Below are 20,784 nucleotides of genomic sequence, written 5' to 3'. Positions count from 1 at the left end.
TCATCTTTTCGGATGATACTTTTTTTAAACCTAATAAGACCAATTTCCCTCGGATTTAACTGGTAAATTTTAGTACTTTGAAGTGATTTTATAATTTACTATAATTGGATATTATTGAAATAGTTACTAATTTTTTGAAGTGAAGTGAGGCCATCGATGTGGAAGTATTTGTAGGACGGCAGCCAATTTTTAATCGGAATGAAGAGGTCGTTGCTTATGAATTATTATATAGAAATAATGAGGCCAACCGTTTTGAGAAAGTGGATTCAGATAGTGCAACCATGCAAGTATTGAAAAATTCAGTGTTTTCGATTGGCATGGAAGAACTGACGAATGGATTGCCCGGATTTGTGAATTTTACGGAAAGATTATTGATGAGTGACATTTTTGATATCATCGATCCTGCCACATTTGTCATTGAAATATTGGAAAATGTTCCGATTACACAAAAATTGATCGATCGGATTATCGAGTTGAAAAAACGGGGTTTTACGATTGTATTGGATGATTTTGTTTTGCAGCAAAATATAGAAGATTATAACCTCATGTTCCCGCACATCGACATTATCAAAATTGATTTTTTAAGCACTTCAAAAAATGAAAAATCGCTGATTGAAGAACGGGTAAGAAATCACTTTCCACGCATCCGGTTGTTGGCGGAGAAAGTCGAAAACCGCAGTCAATTTGAAGAAGCGAAGGCGGCAAATTATTCATTATTCCAAGGCTATTTTTTTGAGCAGCCACAGATTATCAAAACGACGGATATCCCATTAAACACCCTGAATTTTTTCCAATTGATGTGCATTTTGAAGAAAGAGAATCCTGACATCAAAGAACTTGCCGAAAAAATTGAACAAAATGTGACACTCACATATAAGTTGCTCCGGCTGATCAACAATATTTCCGGAAAGCAATTAAAAGTGCGTTCCATTCAGGAGGCCATCACGATGTTTGGCTGGATGGAGCTTAAAAAATTTCTGTATTTATTGGCCGTTCATGAAGAGCGGCTGGAAGAGACGTCGGATGTTGAAATCGAATTGATGAGAACGTCCATATTGCGTGCAAAAGCATGTGAAATGTTGGCAAGAAAAAAGAATAAAGAAAATTATCCGGAGTATTATTTTGTCGGCATGTTTTCACTGATTGATGCCATCTTGCACAGACCGATTCAAGCCATTGTACAACAATTGCCGTTTTCGAAAAAGGTCATTGAAACGATTTGCGGAAAGGAAACGGAAATGACAATTTATTTACAATTAAGCACGGCCCTTTCGAAACTTGATTTGGATCTGGCGGCGAAATTGGCAAAAGAATTGGGCATCGGAACGAAGGAATTATGGTATATATACAGAACCGCTTTAGATTATTCGAAAAAATCTTTTTGACGAACCGTTCAAAGTTGCGCGAATAGGATTCAATTCTTTGTCCACAATATTAATTACTGAACCTTCGAAGACAATTGAATAAGACAAAAATTATATCAAAATAATTTTGTTCGTTTATGAACGGTCTTTCACAAAGAATTCACAAAGATGAAACAATTGCCGAAAGCGTTGAAAATATTGGCTTTTGCCTTGTTTTCTAAGCTTTGGTGAAAAGACCAAATGTTTCTTTCTTCAATCATTTTGATATAATGAACTTGTATTGCAAATTTTTATTACTTGGAGGGGTTCAAGAAATGAAAAAAGCATGGTTAGCACTACTATTAGGGTCCGCGCTTGTACTTGGAGCTTGTGGTGGCGGAGACGACACTGCTGACGGAGGTTCAAACGGCGACACTACTGCAGATGCAAGCAAAGGCGAAGAGCTAGTTAAGAAAAACTGTACTTCTTGCCATGGTGGAAATTTGGAAGGTATGGGCAATACGCCTGCATTAAATGACGTTGGTTCAAGATTATCTGAAGAAGAAATCTTAGATGTCATCAACAACGGTAGAAATGCCATGCCTAAAGGTTTGCTTTCAGGTGAAGATGCTGAAGCTGCTGCTGCTTGGTTGGCACAACAAAAATAATGAAAAATTAAAAGCGTTTACATTGGAAAAAAATTAGGGGACGTTGCAAGTGCGTCTCCTTTTTTATTTTGGTTAAGTATACTATAATGCTAAAATAAATACATATGAGAAAAAAGGTGGGAGAGTGGAATGGCACAAGTTACAACAAAAGATGTAATGGAAAAATTTGATTTAAAGCTTGTCAGCGGTCATGAAGGGATCGGCCGGTATATTACAACAAGCGATATTTCAAGGCCTGGATTGGAGATGGCCGGGTATTTTACCCATTATCCTGCAGACCGCGTGCAACTGATTGGAAGAACCGAGTTATCTTTTTTTGAAATGCTCCCTCCGGATTTGAAAAGAGAACGAATGATGAAATTGTGCTCACAGGAAACGCCGGCAATTATCATTTCAAGAAATATGGAAGTGCCGCAGGAATTGATCGATGCTTCCAATCACAACAATGTGCCTGTACTTGTCACTTCCATGAAAACGACAAGATTCTCGAGCAGGCTGACAAACTTTCTGGAAAGTAAACTGGCTCCATCTACGGCCATTCATGGCGTATTGGTGGATGTTTATGGAATCGGTGTATTGATTATCGGAAAAAGCGGTGTAGGGAAAAGTGAAACCGCTCTGGAGTTAATTAAGAAGGGCCATCGTTTGGTCGCGGACGATTGTGTGGAAATACGCCAGGAAGCCGAGAATTTATTGATTGGAAGTCCGCCGCCATTATTGGAGCATTTACTGGAAATTCGGGGAATCGGCATCATCAACATCATGACTTTGTTCGGCGCAAGCGCTGTTCGTCCATATAAACGCATTACATTGATCGTGGAGCTGGAAACCTGGGATCCAAATAAAACATACGACCGTTTGGGCCTGGATGAAGAAAAAATGAAAATCATTGATACGGAAATAACAAAATTGACGATTCCGGTACGGCCAGGACGAAATGTTTCCGTAATTATTGAAGTGGCAGCGATGAACTATCGTTTGAAAAAAATCGGCATCAATCCTGCATTGGAATTTTCTAGAAGGTTGGACGAGGTCATTGCAATGCATGATGAAATAGATGAATATTAATTATGGGAGATTATGGTGTTGGGAGGAGTTCATATGGATACGATTTTGTTAGCAATTGATCCGGTTGCCATAAGCATTGGTCCACTCACTGTCCGGTGGTATGGCATTATCATTGTCACAGGCATCATCCTCGGGTATATCGTTGCCCAGGCTGAGGGGAAAAAGCGCGGATTACCTGAAGATTTTTTCGGGGATTTGTTGTTGTGGGCGGTGCCGATTTCAATCCTTTGCGCCCGCCTCTACTATGTCATCATGAAATGGGATTATTACGGTGCAAACCCTGGGAAAATCATTGAAATTTGGAATGGCGGGATTGCCATCCACGGGGCATTGATTGGTGCGATCACGACCGCGTATATTTTCTGTCGAGTGAGAAAAGTGAGCTTTTTAAAGGTTGCGGATATTGCGGCTCCAAGCATATTGATTGGCCAAATCATCGGTCGCTGGGGAAATTTCATGAATCAAGAAGCTTATGGAGGTCCTGTATCCCGTGAGTTTCTTGAAAATTTATTTTTGCCGGATTGGCTGATAGAACAAATGTACATCCATGATTTGGGTACATATGTTCATCCGACTTTCCTCTATGAATCCGCATGGAATTTTGTCGGGCTCATCATTTTACTGTTGTTCAGAAAAGCCAATTTGCAACGTGGGGAAATTTTCTTCTCCTATTTAATTTGGTATTCCATTGGCCGGTTTTTTATCGAAGCTCTGCGAACAGACAGTTTGTATTTGGTTGGGGATTTGCGCTCAGCCCAAGTCGTTTCGATCACATTGATCATCGTCGGTTTTGTTTCGATATTCTATCGCCGGTGGAAAGTTCGGCCAGTCGTTCGTTATCTAGATAAATAGAAAGGAAAATGGGAAATGTCTACGTTAAAAAAGGGGTTCGTCGCAGGCGGCCAAACCGCTTGGTCATTAAGCAAAGTCATTTTTCCGATTACATTTATTGTTACGATTTTACAATTTACACCGGTTCTGCCTTGGCTTATCCATATCATTGAACCGTTGATGGGGATACTCGGATTGAGCGGGGAGGCGGCAATTCCGCTTGTTCTTGGAAATTTCCTGAACTTATATGCAGCCATTGCGGGGATTTTGTCCGTTGATCTTACCGTAAAAGAAGTGTTTATTCTTGCGGTGATGCTTTCCTTCTCCCACAATATGTTTATCGAAACGGGCGTCGCCTTGAAAGTGGGGGTAAAGCTTTGGGTGGTACTCGCGGTGCGCTTTGGATTGGCGATCCTTTCCGCCATTGTGATCCGTTTTGTTTGGAACGGCGGTGGAGAGATGGCCCATTATGGATTGGTTCCTACCCAAACTCCGGATCCGAACGGCTGGGGGGAAATTTTATTTTTGGGACTTGAAAAAGCGTGTTACGGAATTTTGCAATTGTTGATCATTGTAATTCCTTTGATGATCATCGTGCAATTTTTGCGCGACTATCATTTCTTGGATAAATTATCGAATGCATTGGCTCCGGTGACGAAAGTGATTGGCGTAAAGCCAAACGCTGCCATGACATTGGTTGCCGGTTTAGTCATCGGCTTGGCTTACGGGGCAGGTGTGATGATTCAATCTGTCAAAGAGGATGGCGTGAGCAAAAAAGACGCTACGTTATGTTTCATCTTCTTGGTCGCTTGCCATGCGGTGATTGAGGATACGCTCATCTTCGCGCCGTTGGGGGTACCAATTTTATATTTGTTGTTGATTCGACTGATTACAGCATTTGTTTTGACAATCATTGTGGCTTATATTTGGAATAGGGCAGATCTGAAGGCATTAAACAAGGAAGTGGCACAAACAGAATGAAAGCTTTACTATTTGATTTTGATGGTACATTATTAAATACAAATGAATTAATTATCCGGACATTTATGCATGTATTAAACGACAAATTTCCTGGGCAATATTCGCCGCAAGATTGCATCAAATTCATTGGTCCGTCATTAAAAGAGACATTTGAACAAATTACGCCAAATGAAGTCGATGAAATGATCTCGAAATATCGCGAGTGGAACCATGCTTATCACGACCAATATGCGAAAGAATTTGACGGCGTGAATGAAACGTTGGAACAGTTGAAACAGGAAGGACATAAATTAGTCATCGTTTCCACGAAAAAAAAGGAAACGATTGAACGTGGTCTCAAATTGATGAAAGCGGAGCATTATTTTGATTTTTGGATCGGCTTGGAAGATGTAAGCAGGGTAAAACCGGATCCGGAGCCGGTCTTGTTGGCATTGGACCGCTTGAAAGTGCCGAAAGAAAAAGCTTTAATGATCGGGGATAATTATCACGATATTTTGGCGGGAAAAAATGCGGGTGTTAAAACTGCCGGAGTGGCTTGGTCAATCAAAGGGGAGGATTATTTGAGACAGTTCCAGCCGGATTATATGTTGCATCACATGTCCGACTTACTAACGATCGTGAAGGGGTTGTAATATGCGGAGAACTGAAAGGTACCAGGTTCAAGGAGGCGCCAACTCTTTATGGCATGTTTATAAAACCGTATCCTTTTGGAAGGTTGTCAAATGCTTTATCTTTATTCAAATCGGCCGGATCACGCCATTTATGGGATTGAAAAATTGGATTTATCGCACCTTTTTGAAAATGAAAATCGGGAAGAAAACGTCCCTTGCATTGATGGTCATGCCTGATACGATGTTCCCGGAGCGCATAACCATCGGCGACAATACCATTATTGGGTACAATACGACGATTTTGGCTCATGAGTATTTGATCGATGAGTACCGCTTGGGTGATGTGAAAATCGGGAATGAAGTGATGGTTGGTGCAAATTCAACGATTTTGCCGGGAGTGGAAATCGGTGATGGCGCGATTGTTTCGGCAGCGACTTTGGTGAATAAAGATGTTCCTGCCGGAGCAATGGTGGGAGGAAACCCGATGCGCATCATTTACACGGCGGAAGAAATGGCGGAACGGAAAAAGAAAAGACAAATGAAGGGGGATGGGGCTGTATAGAAAGAAGTGCTTTCTAAACAGCCTTTTTTCGTATATTGGATGGTTTGCGGATATCCTTCTTTCGTAAAGTCTAAAGTTTACGATTGGCGGATAAGTTCGCGAATTTGGCGGATATTAGGTTGGAAATGACGGATTCTTGCGCAAGATTGGCGGATATCCTTCTTTCGTAAAGCCAAATTGTTAGGCTTGGCGGATAAGTTCGTGAATTTGGCGGATATTAGGTTGGATATGGCGGATTCTTGCACAAGATTGGCGGATATCCGTCTTTCGTAAAGTCTAAAGTTTACGATTGGCGGATAAGTTCGCAAATTTGGCGGATATGGCGCTGGAAATGGCGGATTCTTGCGCAAGTTTGGCGGATATTCTTCTTTCGTAAAGCCAAAATTTTACGATTGGCGGATAAATTCACAAACTTGGCGGATATCCTTCTTTCGTAAAGCCAAAATTTTACGATTGGCGGATAAATTCACAAACTTGGCGGATATGGCGCTGGAAATGGCGGATTCTTGCGCAAGATTGGCGGATATCCTTCTTTCGTAAAGCCAAATTGTTAGGCTTGGCGGATAAGTTCGTGAATTTGGCGGATATTAGGTTGGATATGGCGGATTCTTGCACAAGATTGGCGGATATCCTTCTTTCGTAAAGTCTAAAGTTTACGATTGGCGGATAAGTTCGCAAATTTGGCGGATATGGCGCTGGAAATGGCGGATTCTTGCGCAAGTTTGGCGGATATTCTTCTTTCGTAAAGCCAAAATTTTACGATTGGCGGATAAATTCACAAACTTGGCGGATATCCTTCTTTCGTAAAGCCAAAATTTTACGATTGGCGGATAAATTCACAAACTTGGCGGATATGGCGCTGGAAATGGCGGATTCTTGCGCAAGTTTGGCGGATATTCTTCTTTCGTAAAGCCAAATTGTTAGGCTTGGCGGATAAGTTCGCAAATTTGGCGGATATGGCGCTGGAAATGGCGGATTCTTACGCAAGTTTGGCGGATATCCGTCTTTCGTAAAGCCAAAATTTTACGATTGGCGGATAAATTCACAAACTTGGCGGATATGGCGCTGGAAACGGCGGATTCTTACGCAAGTTTGGCGGATATCTAACTTTGAAAGAGGAAATTTTCATTGATCCAATCAAGCGAAAGATAAAAATTTCCTAAAAGCCCCTTTTATGAATTGACTATTTTTTAATAGTTCGATACAATGCTTTCATATACTAATTCTCTAACTCTCTAATACTCTAGCATACTAAAGTAAATGTAATAGGAAGTGTGTATATATGTCATCCATCAAAAAATTTGAAAAACCCCTTGGAATGAGAGATACATTCCCTCGAATTTATGAAAAAATGGAGAGGGCAAGGCAAATCGGGCGCCAAGTCTTTCGTTCAAGGGGATTTGATTTTATCGAAACGCCTACATTGGAATATTACGATACTGTCGGAAAAGCGTCCGCCATCTCTGATTCCTTCTTATTCAAATTGGTGGACAGCCAAGGAAATACCCTTGTTTTGCGTCCGGATATGACAACGCCGATTACAAGGGTGGCCACATCCAAATTGTTGAAAGAAAAAATACCGCTACGGCTTGCCTATTCAGCCAATGTGTTCCGCGCACAGCAAATGGAAGGCGGAAGACCGGCTGAATTCGGACAAATGGGCATTGAAATTATTGGAGATAAAACGGTTTTTGCTGATGCGGAAGTGATCATAACAGCGGTACAATTAATGAAAGAGTTGGGCATCGAGTCGTTCAAATTGACGATTGGGCATGCAGGCGTACTCCATGATATTTTGGACGATTATACAGATCATGATTATCAGCGGGAAATTTTGCGGAATTTGCTTGTGGAGCGCAATTATGTCGGATTCGAAGAGGCGGTGCATGAATTTGATTTGCCGGCAACGAAAGCCAATGCGTTGCTTGAGTTTATCAATGAAGCAACAAATCTGTCTTCCATTGAAGATATGGAAAAATACGTGCGCAAAAACGACGGTATCGAATATATGAAACAACTTTCCAAATTAATTGATGCATACGATCTTTCCCAATATGTGTCATTCGATTTTACCCTCTCAAGCCATATGAGCTATTACACGGGCATGCTGTTTGAAGTATTTGCATCGGGCAGCGGTTTCCCGTTAGGCAATGGCGGCCGTTATGACGGTTTGTTGCATTTGTTTGGAAGTGACGTGGGAGCCACTGGATTCAGCATCCGCATCGACCGGCTGCTTGAAGTGTTGCCGAAAGAAGAAGTGGAAGAAGAAACCGTCTGCATTTTATTTGATGACGAAGATTTTATCAAGGCATTGGATCTTGCATCCACATTAAGGGAACAGGGAGCCCGTGTAACGGTCCAATCCAAAAAAGGGTTAATGAATAAAGAAGCATTCACGAAACTGTTTAGTCGGGTTGTTGATTTGAGCCAGGAGGAAGCACAATGAGTAGCGAATTGACGATTGCCATGCCAAAAGGGCGGATTTTCGAAGAAGCATATCAAATGTTGATTGAAGCAGGATTCAAGCTGCCGGAAGAAGTGGAAATGTCGAGAAAATTGATGATTGAGATTCCGGAAGAAAATATCCGCTTTATTTTAGCGAAACCGATGGATGTGCCGGTTTATGTGGAACATGGGGTTGCGGATATCGGCATTGCGGGGAAAGATGTGTTAATGGAACAGCAGCGGAATGTCCATGAACTGTTGGATTTAAAAATTAGCAAATGCCATATTGCATCAGCGGGATTGCCGAATACGCAAATGGATGAAATCGCCCCGCGCATCGCAACAAAATATCCCAATATCGCGATGAATTATTATAAAGGCATTGGCGAGCAAGTGGAAATCATCGAATTGAACGGTTCCATCGAACTTGCGCCGATGATCGGCCTTGCAGATCGCATCGTGGATATCGTGTCAACCGGCAGAACGTTAAGGGAAAATGGGTTGGTGGAATATGAACATATCGCCGATGTATCATCCCGCCTAATTGCCAACCCGGTAAGTTATCGGATGAAAAATGAACGCATACAAGAAATCGTATCCCGATTGAAGAAAATTGTGAAGTAAAGGGAAGGTTGCCAAATGAAGATTTCCAAGTTAACCAAAAACATTTCTTTGAAAAGAGAGCTTGAGAACGGAAATGAAGAACAATTGAAAACCGTGCGCCAAGTAATCGCGGACGTTCGGGAAAATGGGGATGCAGCGATCCGCAAATATACGGAGATGTGGGACAAAGTCGTCCTCTCTGATTTCCGGGTGACAGAAGAAGAAATCAATGAAGCCCTTCAAAACTTCGACCCCCAATTGAAAAAGGACCTGGAAGAAGCGGCGGACAATATCCGCAAATATCATGAAGCGCAAAAGCGGGAAGGCTATACATTGCCTTTGGCTGACGGTTCGTACCTTGCCCAACGGATTGTTCCGTTGGATTCGGTGGGATTATACGTGCCGGGGGGATCTGCAGCCTATCCTTCTTCTGTATTGATGAACGTGATTCCTGCCCAAGTGGCCGGGGTGAAACGGATCGTGATCACCTCCCCTTGCGGCAAAGACGGAAAACTTCCTCCTGCCGTGCTTGTTTGCGCGAGCATTTTAGGGGTGGAGGAAATCTATAAAATCGGCGGCGCCCAAGCCATTGCCGCACTCGCCTATGGAACGGAATCCATCGCCCCTGTCGATAAAATCACAGGTCCCGGAAACATTTTTGTGGCCCTTGCGAAGCGGGAAGTATTCGGCCAAGTGGCGATTGATATGATTGCCGGACCAAGTGAAATTTGCATCCTTGCCGATGACTCCGCCTACCCTGATGAAATTGCGGCGGACTTATTGAGCCAAGCGGAGCACGACATGCGGGCTTGCGCGATTTTAATCACAACGAGCGAAAATTTGGCCAATGCGGTCAGCGAACAAGTGGAAGAGCAATTAAAACAACTTCCAAGAGAGAATATTGCGCGAGCGTCCATTGAAAACTTCGGCCACATTTATATTGCGGAAACAATGGATCAGGCGGTGGATGCGGTGAACACCCTTGCTCCTGAACACTTGGAGATTGTGACAGAAAATGCGGAAGAAGTGAGCAAAGGGATCCGCCATGCAGGAGCCATCTTCCTTGGACGGTACAGTTCGGAACCGGTGGGTGATTACTTTGCCGGCCCGAACCACGTACTCCCTACAAACAGCACGGCGCGTTTTGCCAGCGGATTAAATGTGGATGACTTTATTAAAAAGACAAACATCATTTATTATTCGGAAAAAACTTGGGAAGAGAATGCGCCGAAAATTGCGAGACTTGCCCGGATGGAAGGGTTGGAAGCCCATGCGAGAGCCGTGGAATCGCGCGTTTGGAAGAAAGGAGAATAATCAATGACGCAAGCCAAAAAACGATTTGCCCAAATCGAACGGACAACGAAAGAAACCCAAATCAAAGTGGAATTTTATCTGGATGGGGAAGGAAAAGCGGAAGTTGATACCGGCGTTCCCTTTATGGACCACATGCTTGATTTATTTATGAAGCACGGCTTGTTCGACGGTAAAATTGTGGCGAATGGGGATACGCATATCGATGATCACCATACGACGGAGGATCTCGGCATCGTTTTGGGACAAGCGGTGAAAGAAGCCCTTGGGGATAAACGGGGCATCCGGCGATACGGAAACGCCTTTGTGCCGATGGATGATGCTTTGGCCCAAGTGGTGGTGGATTGTTCCAACCGCCCGCACTTGGAATACCGTGTGACGCCGGAATTGAAACCAAAAGTGGGAACATTCGATACGGAATTGGTCCATGAATTTTTATGGAAGTTTGCTTTGGAAGCGAGAATGAACGTGCATGTGATTGTCCCTTATGGCCACAATACGCACCATATCATTGAAGCCATTTTTAAAGCCCTTGCCCGCGCAATTGATGATGCGGTACAAAGCGATCCGCGGGTCAAAGGAGTACCTTCAACGAAAGGACTACTCGCATGAAAATAGGTGTTATCGATTACGGAATGGGAAATTTATTCAGCGTGACGCAAGCGCTAAAAAAATTAAATGCAGAAGTGATTCTGTCTTCCAAACCGGAAGAATTGAGAGAAGCCGATGCGCTCATTTTGCCTGGAGTAGGCGCTTTTCCGGATGCGATGAAACGATTGCAGGAAACCGGGCTTGATGGGTTTATCCGCAGTGAAGTCAAAAACGGCAAACCCCTTCTAGGCATCTGTTTAGGAATGCAGCTTTTGTTTGAAGAAAGTGAAGAAGTTGCTCCGACCAATGGCTTTGGTTTCTTTGAAGGCAAAGTTGTCCGCTTTTCCGGTATTTCAGAAAAAGGTGAAAAATACCGGGTTCCCCATATGGGATGGAATTCATTGACATTCCATTCGGTTCCCGATTGGTTGAAAGGGGAACAATTGCCGGAGGACAAGCATGTTTATTTTGTCCATTCTTATTATGCAAACACCGACTCCCCTCAAGTGGTGGCTACTGCCGATTATTTTGGCGTTCAAGTTCCCGGCATTGTTCAAAACGGCAATGTTTGCGGCATGCAGTTCCATCCTGAAAAGTCAGGGGGATTCGGCGTGTATTTATTGAAAAAGTGGCTGCAAGGGGTGAAATAAATGTTGACGAAACGGATCATACCTTGTTTGGACGTAAAAGACGGAAGGGTCGTAAAAGGCATTCAGTTCGTAGGATTAAGGGATGCTGGTGACCCGGTGGAACTTGCAAAGTATTATGATGGGCAAAGAGCCGATGAGCTCGTATTTTTGGATATTTCCGCATCCTACGAAGGCCGGCAAACGATGGTGGATGTCGTGAGAAAAACAGCTACGGAAGTATCCATTCCTTTTACGGTGGGCGGCGGCATCCGCACATTGGATGATATGAAACGGATTTTGCGGGCAGGTGCGGATAAAGTATCCGTCAACACTTCCGCCATCGAAAGACCGGAATTGATCAAAGAAGGGGCGGATTTTTTCGGCTCCCAATGCATCGTAGTCGCGATTGATGCCCGTTACAGCGATGAAGATGGCACTTGGATGGTATATACCCATGGCGGCCGGAACAAAACGGATTGGACCGCTGTGGAGTGGGCAAAAAAAGCGGTGGAGCTTGGAGCTGGTGAAATTCTGCTCACAAGTATGAACAAAGATGGCGAAAAGTCCGGGTTCGACTTGGCTTTGACGAAAGCCGTACGAGATGCGGTGACAGTGCCGGTGATTGCAAGCGGCGGAGCAGGAAACAAGGAACATTTCCGCGAAGTGTTGCAAGATGTGGATGCGGATGCAGCCCTTGCAGCTTCCATTTTCCACTATAAAGAAACAAGCGTGCCTGAAGTGAAGGCGTACTTACGAGAAAAAGGAGTCTGTGTCAGATGATTGAAATAGAAAATTTGAAATTCGATGAAAAGGGATTAATTCCCGCCGTTGTGCAAGATGCACGTTCAAAACAAGTGTTGACCGTTGCTTATATGAATAAGGAATCCCTTCAAAAAACGATCGAAACTGGGGAAACGTGGTTCTATTCCCGTTCACGCGGCGAACTTTGGCACAAAGGAGAAACAAGCGGCAATACGCAAAAGGTCATCTCCATCACAACCGATTGCGATCAGGATGCGTTGGTGGTTGAGGTTGTTCCGGCAGGTCCCGCTTGCCATAAAGGGACAACTTCCTGCTTTACGGAAACCGTTGTTGAAAACGGACATGTCGGCAGTGTCGGCATCATTCCGGAATTGGTGGAAATCATCAAGAAACGGGAAGAAGAAATGCCTGAGGGTGCCTATACAACTTACTTATTCACTGAAGGAATCGATAAAATCTGCAAAAAAGTCGGTGAAGAGGCGACAGAAGTGGTCATCGGCGCAAAAAACCGCAATCCGGAAGAAGTGAAATGGGAAGCGGCCGATTTGATTTACCACTTGCTTGTACTATTGCAAGAGCAGAAAATCAGCGTGTATGATGTATTGGATGTGTTGGTGGAGCGCCATAAGCAAAAAAGGGCCAGCACAAAAAATACAAAATAAATTCAACAATCGAATAAGCATTTGAAATGACGATTGTTGGAAATGTGATATAATAAAGTGGATTAATAAAAGGAACGTTTCTAAAACGTTCCTTATTTATTGTCTTGGAGGTTCATTTTGGAAAAGAAACAACAAAAAGAGAAAAATAACATCGTTTCGTTCATTCCAGATGGAGAATATTATTTCAACAAAGCAATCAAAGCCTTGGAAAAGGACCAAATGGATCGGGCGTACAAATATATGAAAAGAGCAGCGGAATTGAGCCCGGATGATGCGCATGTGTTAATGCATTACGGGCTGTTGGAAATGAACGCTCAAAATTTTGAAAAGGCTTATGAATTAATACACACCGCATATTGCATGGAACCGGACGAACCGGAACATGTTTATTATTTGGCAGAAGTATCAGGTTATTTGGGCTTGATGAATGATGCGAAAAAATATGCGGAAAAATATTTGGAACTTGAGCCTGATGGATATTACGCATGGGAAGCAAAAGAAATCATCGATTACGTCCATTTCGAGCAAAATGAAATTGACGATTTTGATGAAGAGGATTCATTTGAACAAATCATTATGCAAGAAAAAGCCCGCCGCTTGATAGAAGAAAAGCAATTCCATGAAGCGATTGAAGTGTTGGAAAATCTTGTTGATCAATATCCGGAACTTTGGCCAGCCTATAACAATTTATCTCTCGCTTATTTTTATGTAGGGGATTTGGAACAATCGAAAGCCATCCTGAATCATGTCCTCCGGGAAAATGTCGGAAATCTGCACGCGCTATGCAATTTAACGATCATCGCTTATTACGAAAAAGATGAACCGGCGCTTCATTATTTGGTGGACGTGTTGAAAAAGGTGCATCCTTTCGATTTTGACAGCCGATATAAACTGGGTGCCACGTTGGCGCTGATTGGCGAATATGATTTGGCATACAAATGGCTCCATAGCATGTCAAAGCGGATGATGCCGAATGATCCCGGTTTTTATTTTTGGTTAAGTCAAGCCGCATACTTCTCAAATCATGTGAAAGAAGCGGAAAGAGCCTGGGAAATGCTGACCCAGCTGGATCCTTCAAAAAACGGCATGGAACCGTGGAGACACATCAAAAGAAAAGAACTGTCCGAAATTCCGACACTCGATCAAAATCGGGACTACATTATCAAGAAAATCAGCAGCAATTATTCCGCCCACCGGATGTTCGGCTTTTTCCTGCTAGGCAAATCGGCATTTAAACAGGAGATCATCTCCCATCCGAAATTGATCGATTTATCCAAATACAACGGATTGGAAAAGCTTTGTTTAGCTTATGCATTGAATCATCAATTCAATATGAACAATAAAGTGGAAAAAAATTTTATCCGCCTGATCGCCGTTGCAGAGGAACTTTTCAACAATGTTGAAGCGTTGACTCTCGAAATCCAGCACCTGTTCCAAATGTGGTTCGTACTCAGTGAGAAAGCGTTCTTGAACGGTTACGAATTCAAAAATGTGAAAGCCCTGACCGCCGCAGTGGAATATATGTATTATTCAACGGTCAGTTCAAAGAAAATCACAAAAAAACAATTTGCAGAAAAATATGGCATAACGGTCTCCACATTGACAAAGTATGTAGACCAATTATTGGAGTTTTTACCATTTAATGAAGAATAGGCAAATTAATTGAAGTTTCATTTTGGTTTCACTACATTAAAGGTAGTTGGGAGGAATAGAAATGGCAGAAGAAAAAATTTATGACGTCATTATCATCGGTGCAGGGCCTGCAGGAATGACCGCAGCGGTATACACATCCCGCGCAAACCTTTCCACTCTGATGTTGGAACGCGGAATCCCCGGCGGACAAATGGCGAATACGGAGGAAATTGAAAACTATCCAGGTTTCGAATCCATTTTAGGTCCGGAATTGTCCACAAAAATGTTTGAACATGCGAAAAAATTCGGAGCGGAATATGCTTACGGCGACGTTTCCGAAGTGATTGACGGAGAAGAATTCAAAATCGTCAAAGCAGGTTCAAAAGAATATAAAACCCGTGCCATCATCATCGCGACAGGTGCCGAATATAAAAAATTGGGCGTTCCCGGCGAAAACGAACTTGGCGGACGCGGTGTAAGCTACTGTGCGGTTTGTGACGGAGCATTTTTCAAAGGAAAAGATCTGATCGTTGTCGGCGGCGGGGACTCAGCTGTCGAAGAAGGCGTTTATTTGACGCGCTTTGCAAATAAAGTGACCATTGTGCATCGCCGGGATAAATTGCGTGCCCAAAAAATCCTGCAAGATCGTGCATTCGCCAATGAAAAAGTGGACTTTATCTGGAACCACACAGTGAAGCAAATTAATGAAAAAGATGGAAAAGTGGGAAGTGTAACGCTGGTTTCAACAGTGGACGGTTCAGAAAAAGAGGTTCCATGCGACGGAGTCTTTGTTTACATCGGCATGTCGCCATTGACTGCACCTTTTAAAAATCTCGGCATTTTAAACGAGCAAGGGTATGTTGTAACGAACGATAAAATGGAAACATCTGTGAAAGGCATTTTTGCGGCAGGGGATGTGCGTGAAAAAACGTTGCGTCAAATCGTAACAGCAACAGGGGACGGAAGCATTGCAGCCCAAACTGCGCAACAATATGTGGAAGAACTGAAAGAAAAATTAGTAAAAAACGGGTAATGAGAAATTAACTTTATTGTAACTTTTTCCACCGTAAAAATGGGGTATAATAAAAATAGAATTTAACCCCCCTTTAGTTAGTTTTTAGTTGTTTCCATTTTTGGAAACAACTTTTTTTTTGAAGATTCTACGAAAAGCCTTCTAATCATAAATTCTAAATTATAGATTGTTTATTAAGGTATTGTTTTGTAACGGAATGAACAGTCACGGTATAATAAAAGTAGGAGTAACAAAGATTTGGGGTGTGGATTATGCAGAGAATTGCCAACTTATTAGCAATACAGGATGGACAAGTTCTTCTTCTGAAAAAACCCAGAAGAGGATGGTATGTAGCTCCCGGAGGAAAAATGGAGAGCGGAGAATCCATATTAGAAGCGGCGGTAAGGGAATTTCAAGAGGAGACGAATGTTACTCCTAAAAATGCCCATTTAAAAGGGGTATATACAATTGTCATCAAAGAAGATGACCAAGTCATCGATGAATGGATGCTATTTACCTTTGTCGCAACAGGTGTTGAAGGGACTCCTGACAAGGAAAACAGGGAAGGCATTTTGGAATGGCGCCCAATCGAAGACCTTCACCATCTTCCAATGGCGGAAGGTGATCGGAAAATCCTGTTGTTTAGTGCGTTAAATAAAGGAATTCAGTACGGAACTTGCGTATATACAAAAGATTACGAATTGATAGAGGCAAAATATCAGTCTTCGATGGAATTAATCGAAGGAGATGAAATTTATGGATGATAAAGATGGAAAAGAATATGAATATGAATTAGTGATCATCACAGGAATGTCCGGTGCCGGAAAAACAGTGGCAGTGCAAAGCTTTGAAGACATGGGCTATTATTGCATTGATAACTTGCCACCCAAATTGTTGACAACTTTTTTGGCGTTGATGAAACAATCGAAAAAAAGAATTTCAAAAATTGCCGCAGTCATGGACATGCGCGGCGGGGAATTCTTCAATTCCCTCATTGATGCCCTGGATGCGTTGGAAAAAGAAAAAAGCGTAAATACGCGGGTATTATTTTTGGATGCAGACGATCAGACGCTTGTCCGAAGATATAAGGAAACGAGACGGCAACATCCGTTGGCTCCCGGTGGGCTGCCTCTTGAAGGAATCAAAAAAGAAAGGGAAATGCTCTCAGAATTAAAAGGCAGAGCCCGTTACATTTACAATACATCAAAAATGAAACCGCGGGAGCTTCGTGAACGTATTACTGAAGAATTTTCCCTTTCGTCCAGTCCGAAATTTTCAATAAATGTTGTATCTTTTGGATATAAAAACGGGATTCCTATTGATGCGGACTTGGTTTTTGATGTAAGATTCTTAAATAATCCTTATTATGTTGAAGAATTGAGAAATAAAACGGGATTGGACCAGGAAGTTTACGATTATGTTTATAACACGGCTGAAACAAAAATTTTAATCAAGAAATTGGAAGACTTATTTGATTTCATCATTCCACAATATATCAAAGAAGGGAAACCGCAATTGGTGATCGCCTTTGGCTGCACAGGCGGCCAACATCGTTCGGTTACATTAACTGAATATTTTGGAAAATATTTTAGCAAGAAATATCATACGGAAGTAACCCACCGGGATATTCGTTCTTAAAGAGAGGATTGTTTGGATGGAAAAACTGAATATTGTAGTCATCGGAGGAGGGACCGGATTATCGACCATTTTACGGGGGTTGAAACTTTATCCCTTTCATATAACCGCCATTGTCACGGTGACCGATGATGGGGGATCTTCAGGGAGACTCAGGGATGATTATGACATTCCTCCTCCCGGGGATATCCGCAATGTCATTGCCGCTTTATCTGATACGGAGCCGTTGCTGGAACAAATGTTTCAATACCGCTTTTCAAATTCCCAGGACTTGGGCGGACATTCCTTGGGAAATTTGATGCTGACCGCATTAACCGACATCACCGGTGATTTTTTTAGTGCCATCATTGAGATGAGCAAAGTATTAAATGTGCATGGAAAGGTCATTCCATCCGCAAATGCAAAAGTCAATTTGCATGCAGAGTTGTTGGACGGCCGGATTATTCAGGGTGAATCGAAAATCCCATTGTCCAACAAGCGGATTAAACGCGTTTTTTTAGTACCGGAAGATGTGAAGCCCCTTCCTGAAGCAATCAATGCAATCAACAGCGCGGATGTCATATTGATCGGTCCAGGAAGTCTTTATACGAGTATCATTCCGAATTTATTGGTGAAAGAAATCGGAGAAACCATTGTCCGATCCAAAGCAAGAAAAATTTATATTTGCAACTTGATGACTCAACAAGGGGAAACCAATCAGTTTCAGGCGGCGGATCATGTGAAAGCGATTTATGACCATGTCGGCACACCTTTTTTGGATGCCATATTAGTCAACAGCAACGATTTGCCATCCCCCATTAAAGAAAACTATAAAGAACGAAACGCAGAACCGGTCAGAGTAAATGAAGAAGAATTAAAAAAACTGGGGTTAGAAATTATTAAAAAAAATATTGCCACAATAAAAAATGGTGCTGTTCGGCATGAGGGAAAAGCCATTGCGGAATGGCTGCTCGAATATTCATGAAAAAAAGCATGGTCAAGGATGAGAGGGGGGGCTTGAATGTCATTTGCATCGGAAACGAAGAAGGAATTGACTCAAATTGAGGCAAACGATCAATGTTTAAAGGCTGAGGTCTCTGCCATTATCCGAATGAATGGCACATTATCCTTTTCAAGCAAACAGCTGATCTTGGATGTGCAAACGGAGAATGCAGCCATTGCCAGAAGAATTTATACGATTATCAAGAAACTTTATCCATATAATGTTGAACTCTTGGTCCGCAAAAAAATGCGCTTGAAAAAGAATAATGTTTACATTTGCCGCATTCGTGAAGGTGCGCGCGAGATTTTGAACGATCTTGACATATTGCAGGGAGAATTCCAGTTAAATCATTCAATTTCCAACTCCTTATTAAAAACAAGCAATCAAAAAAGGGCATACTTGAGAGGCGCTTTTTTGGCGGGAGGATCTGTCAATAACCCTGAAACCTCTTCCTATCATTTGGAAATCTATTCAATGTACAAAGAACACAGTGAAGCATTGGCACATTTGATGAATGAGTTTAACTTGAATGCCAAAACCATCGAACGGAAAAAAGGGCATATCACTTATTTGAAAGAAGCGGAGAAAATTTCCGAATTTCTTGGCTTGACCGGCGCCTTCCAAGCGATGCTGAAATTTGAAGATGTCCGGATTCTTCGCGATATGCGGAACAGCGTCAACCGGATCGTCAATTGTGAAACGGCCAATTTGAATAAAACCATTGGCGCTGCCTTAAGACAAGTGGAAAATATTAAATTTATCGATCAAACCATCGGAATCGACCAACTGCCGGAAAAATTGCGGGAGGTGGCAAGACTCCGCATTGAACATCAAGATGTGACGTTGAAAGAATTGGGTGAGATGATTTCAACGGGGACAGTCAGCAAATCCGGAATCAACCATCGCTTGAGAAAAATTGATGAAATTGCCGAAAAGTTACGCCGAGGCGAAAAAGTGATAAAATAATTCAAAAGAATCGCATTGTTCTTTTCATATAATTTCGATAAGATAAATATAAAATGAGATGAACGGTTTAGAAAGGGTGTGGAAATAGAATGGTTGAAACCACAGTGGAGGTTAAGTTGAAAAACGGCTTGCAAGCTCGGCAAGCAGCATTATTTGTTCAAGAGGCAAACCGCTATAAATCCGATGTCTTTTTGCAAAAAGATGAGAAGAAAGTGAATGCAAAATCCATCATGGGAATCATGAGCTTGGCTATTGCAAGAGGGACATCGGTAACACTGATTGCAGAGGGCAATGATGAAAACGAGGCTATTGAAGGGTTATCATCATTTATTTCAAAAGAAGATTAATTTATTCATAATTTGAAAACGCTCGCAATTTTTCGAAGACTTTTTCGAGAATTGTGAGTTTTTTTATTTTCCGGCGCTTTAGAAGGGATCCATGCCGGGAAATCCTCCATTGCCTGATCGGGATATCCGCTAATCCTGTATAAGAATTCGCCATTCTTGAGCAAAAATCCTCTGGAATGGAGTACATAACCGCCAATGGAATTTGCCAAAATATAAAAAAGAGGTATCACCCGAATGGATGATACCTCTTTTCAAAAATTATTTTTCTTCGCTGGAAGAGATGATATGGTCGATCAAACCATAATCTTTGGCTTGTTGTGCGGTCATGAAGTTATCGCGGTCTGTATCTTGCGCGATTTTTTCGATTGGTTGGCCAGTATGATCAGCCAACAATTTGTTTAATTTGTCACGCAAGAAAAGAATGCGTTTTGCAGCAATTTCAATTTCAGTAGCTTGACCTTGGGCACCGCCTAGTGGTTGGTGAATCATCACTTCCGCGTTTGGCAATGCATAACGTTTTCCTTTTGCGCCTGCTGAAAGGAGGAAAGCACCCATCGATGCCGCCATACCGATACAGATTGTTTGTACATCCGGTTTAATGTATTGCATTGTGTCGTAGATGGCCATACCTGCAGTGATGGATCCACCTGGTGAGTTGATGTACAATGAAATATCTTTATCAGGATCTTCCGCAGCTAAGAACAATAATTGTGCTACAATAGAGTTTGCAACGTTATCATCAATTGGGCTGCCAAGTAAAATAATGCGGTCTTTCAATAAGCGGGAATAGATGTCATAAGCGCGCTCACCACGGCTTGTTTGTTCAATGACTGTAGGAACTAAATTCATTTTATGTCCTCCTTAAGCAATAATTGTTATTATGTTTCTACGTACCGAAACAGAAATAGTTTCAGCTTGTATGTTTATCATACACATAATAGTCAATAATGGTCAAATATTAAGTACAGCAATTCATGGAATTTACAAATATCCAGTTTCCTTTGCAATAAATAATTATTTCGTGTTTTAATGGTTGAATTGTTTGGCAGTCCTGTGTATAATATTAGAGTCGTAAGTAATCATATAATAAAACTGTGTTGCATATGTATTATTATATGAAAAATGATTAAAATTATGCAAATA

At 42.1% G+C, this 20,784-nt stretch carries 25 protein-coding genes; 21 read left to right on the top strand and 4 right to left on the bottom strand.

All coding sequences use genetic code 11. The features are described 5' to 3' along the window. Positions 1-158: 158 nt before the first annotated feature. The 7 genes from NST13_RS07795 (at position 159) to NST13_RS07765 (ending at position 6,064) form a co-directional block, all read left to right on the top strand. On the top strand, positions 159-1,385 hold the full coding sequence (locus NST13_RS07795) for an EAL domain-containing protein (protein ID WP_342581775.1): 1,227 nt from the start codon (positions 159-161) through the stop codon (positions 1,383-1,385). Positions 1,386-1,678: 293 nt separating this feature from the next. Then, a complete protein-coding gene (gene cccB, locus NST13_RS07790; protein ID WP_342581774.1) occupies positions 1,679-2,011 on the top strand; it encodes a cytochrome c551 in 333 nt (110 codons plus the stop codon). 129 nt (positions 2,012-2,140) lie between these two features. Next, a complete protein-coding gene (hprK, locus tag NST13_RS07785; RefSeq protein WP_342468691.1) occupies positions 2,141-3,079 on the top strand; it encodes an HPr(Ser) kinase/phosphatase in 939 nt (312 codons plus the stop codon). 33 nt (positions 3,080-3,112) lie between these two features. Further along, a complete protein-coding gene (gene lgt, locus NST13_RS07780; RefSeq protein ID WP_342468692.1) occupies positions 3,113-3,931 on the top strand; it encodes a prolipoprotein diacylglyceryl transferase in 819 nt (272 codons plus the stop codon). Positions 3,932-3,946: 15 nt separating this feature from the next. Next, positions 3,947-4,891 carry a nucleoside recognition domain-containing protein gene (locus NST13_RS07775; RefSeq protein ID WP_342468693.1) on the top strand — a complete coding sequence of 315 codons (945 nt, stop codon included), beginning with the start codon at positions 3,947-3,949 and terminating at the stop codon, positions 4,889-4,891. After that, positions 4,888-5,523, top strand: coding sequence for a pyrophosphatase PpaX (gene ppaX / locus NST13_RS07770; protein ID WP_342581773.1), 636 nt, complete (start codon positions 4,888-4,890; stop codon positions 5,521-5,523). The genes NST13_RS07775 and ppaX overlap by 4 nt, the downstream gene beginning before the upstream one ends. Position 5,524: 1 nt before the next feature. Beyond that, positions 5,525-6,064, top strand: coding sequence for an acyltransferase (locus tag NST13_RS07765; RefSeq protein ID WP_342468695.1), 540 nt, complete (start codon positions 5,525-5,527; stop codon positions 6,062-6,064). A gap of 77 nt (positions 6,065-6,141) precedes the next feature. Here NST13_RS07765 and NST13_RS07760 read toward each other — a convergent pair whose 3' ends face one another. The 3 genes from NST13_RS07760 to NST13_RS07750 form a co-directional block, all read right to left on the bottom strand. Continuing rightward, positions 6,142-6,414, bottom strand: coding sequence for a hypothetical protein (locus NST13_RS07760; protein ID WP_342581772.1), 273 nt, complete (start codon positions 6,412-6,414; stop codon positions 6,142-6,144). A gap of 97 nt (positions 6,415-6,511) precedes the next feature. After that, the gene (locus NST13_RS07755; protein WP_342581771.1) at positions 6,512-6,784 is read right to left on the bottom strand and encodes a hypothetical protein; all 273 of its coding nucleotides are present in this window, start codon (positions 6,782-6,784) and stop codon (positions 6,512-6,514) included. A 36-nt stretch (positions 6,785-6,820) separates the two neighbouring features. Further along, on the bottom strand, positions 6,821-7,051 hold the full coding sequence (locus tag NST13_RS07750) for a hypothetical protein (protein WP_342581770.1): 231 nt from the start codon (positions 7,049-7,051) through the stop codon (positions 6,821-6,823). A gap of 295 nt (positions 7,052-7,346) precedes the next feature. On the opposite strand from NST13_RS07750, the gene NST13_RS07745 reads away from it, so the two are divergent. The 14 genes from NST13_RS07745 to NST13_RS07680 all read left to right on the top strand — a co-directional run bounded on the left by NST13_RS07745 (position 7,347) and on the right by NST13_RS07680 (position 19,641). Then, entirely contained in the window at positions 7,347-8,510 is a 1,164-nt protein-coding gene (locus tag NST13_RS07745; protein ID WP_342468696.1) for an ATP phosphoribosyltransferase regulatory subunit, read from the top strand. Then, on the top strand, positions 8,507-9,133 hold the full coding sequence (gene hisG / locus NST13_RS07740; RefSeq protein ID WP_342468697.1) for an ATP phosphoribosyltransferase: 627 nt from the start codon (positions 8,507-8,509) through the stop codon (positions 9,131-9,133). Before NST13_RS07745 ends, hisG begins: the two co-directional genes overlap by 4 nt. Before the next feature lie 15 nt (positions 9,134-9,148). Continuing rightward, positions 9,149-10,426 carry a histidinol dehydrogenase gene (hisD, locus tag NST13_RS07735; RefSeq protein ID WP_342581769.1) on the top strand — a complete coding sequence of 426 codons (1,278 nt, stop codon included), beginning with the start codon at positions 9,149-9,151 and terminating at the stop codon, positions 10,424-10,426. Positions 10,427-10,429: 3 nt separating this feature from the next. Further along, positions 10,430-11,035: an imidazoleglycerol-phosphate dehydratase HisB gene (gene hisB / locus NST13_RS07730; RefSeq protein ID WP_342581768.1), complete on the top strand. Its 606-nt coding sequence runs from the start codon at positions 10,430-10,432 to the stop codon at positions 11,033-11,035. After that, on the top strand, positions 11,032-11,664 hold the full coding sequence (gene hisH / locus NST13_RS07725) for an imidazole glycerol phosphate synthase subunit HisH (protein ID WP_342581767.1): 633 nt from the start codon (positions 11,032-11,034) through the stop codon (positions 11,662-11,664). Before hisB ends, hisH begins: the two co-directional genes overlap by 4 nt. Further along, complete coding sequence (gene hisF, locus NST13_RS07720; protein ID WP_342468701.1) at positions 11,665-12,423, top strand: imidazole glycerol phosphate synthase subunit HisF; 759 nt, start codon at positions 11,665-11,667, stop codon at positions 12,421-12,423. Beyond that, entirely contained in the window at positions 12,420-13,067 is a 648-nt protein-coding gene (hisIE, locus tag NST13_RS07715) for a bifunctional phosphoribosyl-AMP cyclohydrolase/phosphoribosyl-ATP diphosphatase HisIE (RefSeq protein WP_342468702.1), read from the top strand. Before hisF ends, hisIE begins: the two co-directional genes overlap by 4 nt. A 117-nt stretch (positions 13,068-13,184) precedes the next feature. Further along, positions 13,185-14,720 carry a tetratricopeptide repeat protein gene (locus NST13_RS07710; protein WP_342581766.1) on the top strand — a complete coding sequence of 512 codons (1,536 nt, stop codon included), beginning with the start codon at positions 13,185-13,187 and terminating at the stop codon, positions 14,718-14,720. Between the two features lie 61 nt (positions 14,721-14,781). Next, positions 14,782-15,732, top strand: a complete 951-nt coding sequence (trxB, locus tag NST13_RS07705; RefSeq protein ID WP_342468704.1) for a thioredoxin-disulfide reductase — start codon at positions 14,782-14,784, stop codon at positions 15,730-15,732. 251 nt (positions 15,733-15,983) lie between these two features. Further along, on the top strand, positions 15,984-16,475 hold the full coding sequence (locus tag NST13_RS07700) for an 8-oxo-dGTP diphosphatase (RefSeq protein WP_342468705.1): 492 nt from the start codon (positions 15,984-15,986) through the stop codon (positions 16,473-16,475). Continuing rightward, the gene (gene rapZ / locus NST13_RS07695) at positions 16,468-17,349 is read left to right on the top strand and encodes an RNase adapter RapZ (protein ID WP_342468706.1); all 882 of its coding nucleotides are present in this window, start codon (positions 16,468-16,470) and stop codon (positions 17,347-17,349) included. Before NST13_RS07700 ends, rapZ begins: the two co-directional genes overlap by 8 nt. A 16-nt stretch (positions 17,350-17,365) precedes the next feature. Next, positions 17,366-18,310: a YvcK family protein gene (locus NST13_RS07690; RefSeq protein WP_342468707.1), complete on the top strand. Its 945-nt coding sequence runs from the start codon at positions 17,366-17,368 to the stop codon at positions 18,308-18,310. A gap of 36 nt (positions 18,311-18,346) precedes the next feature. Beyond that, the gene (gene whiA / locus NST13_RS07685) at positions 18,347-19,294 is read left to right on the top strand and encodes a DNA-binding protein WhiA (protein WP_342468708.1); all 948 of its coding nucleotides are present in this window, start codon (positions 18,347-18,349) and stop codon (positions 19,292-19,294) included. Between the two features lie 89 nt (positions 19,295-19,383). Beyond that, positions 19,384-19,641, top strand: a complete 258-nt coding sequence (locus NST13_RS07680) for an HPr family phosphocarrier protein (RefSeq protein ID WP_342468709.1) — start codon at positions 19,384-19,386, stop codon at positions 19,639-19,641. Between the two features lie 258 nt (positions 19,642-19,899). On the opposite strand, the gene clpP is transcribed toward NST13_RS07680, so the two are convergent. Beyond that, positions 19,900-20,490 (bottom strand): ATP-dependent Clp endopeptidase proteolytic subunit ClpP, encoded by a 591-nt coding sequence (gene clpP / locus NST13_RS07675; RefSeq protein WP_342581765.1) that lies wholly within the window; start codon positions 20,488-20,490, stop codon positions 19,900-19,902. Between the last annotated feature and the right edge of the window lie 294 nt (positions 20,491-20,784).

Source organism: Ureibacillus sp. FSL W7-1570 (assembly GCF_038593265.1).
Lineage (GTDB): Bacteria > Bacillota > Bacilli > Bacillales_A > Planococcaceae > Ureibacillus > Ureibacillus suwonensis.
The sequence above is the reverse complement of the archived record's forward strand: the minus strand, read 5'-3'. Positions and strand labels throughout refer to the sequence as shown.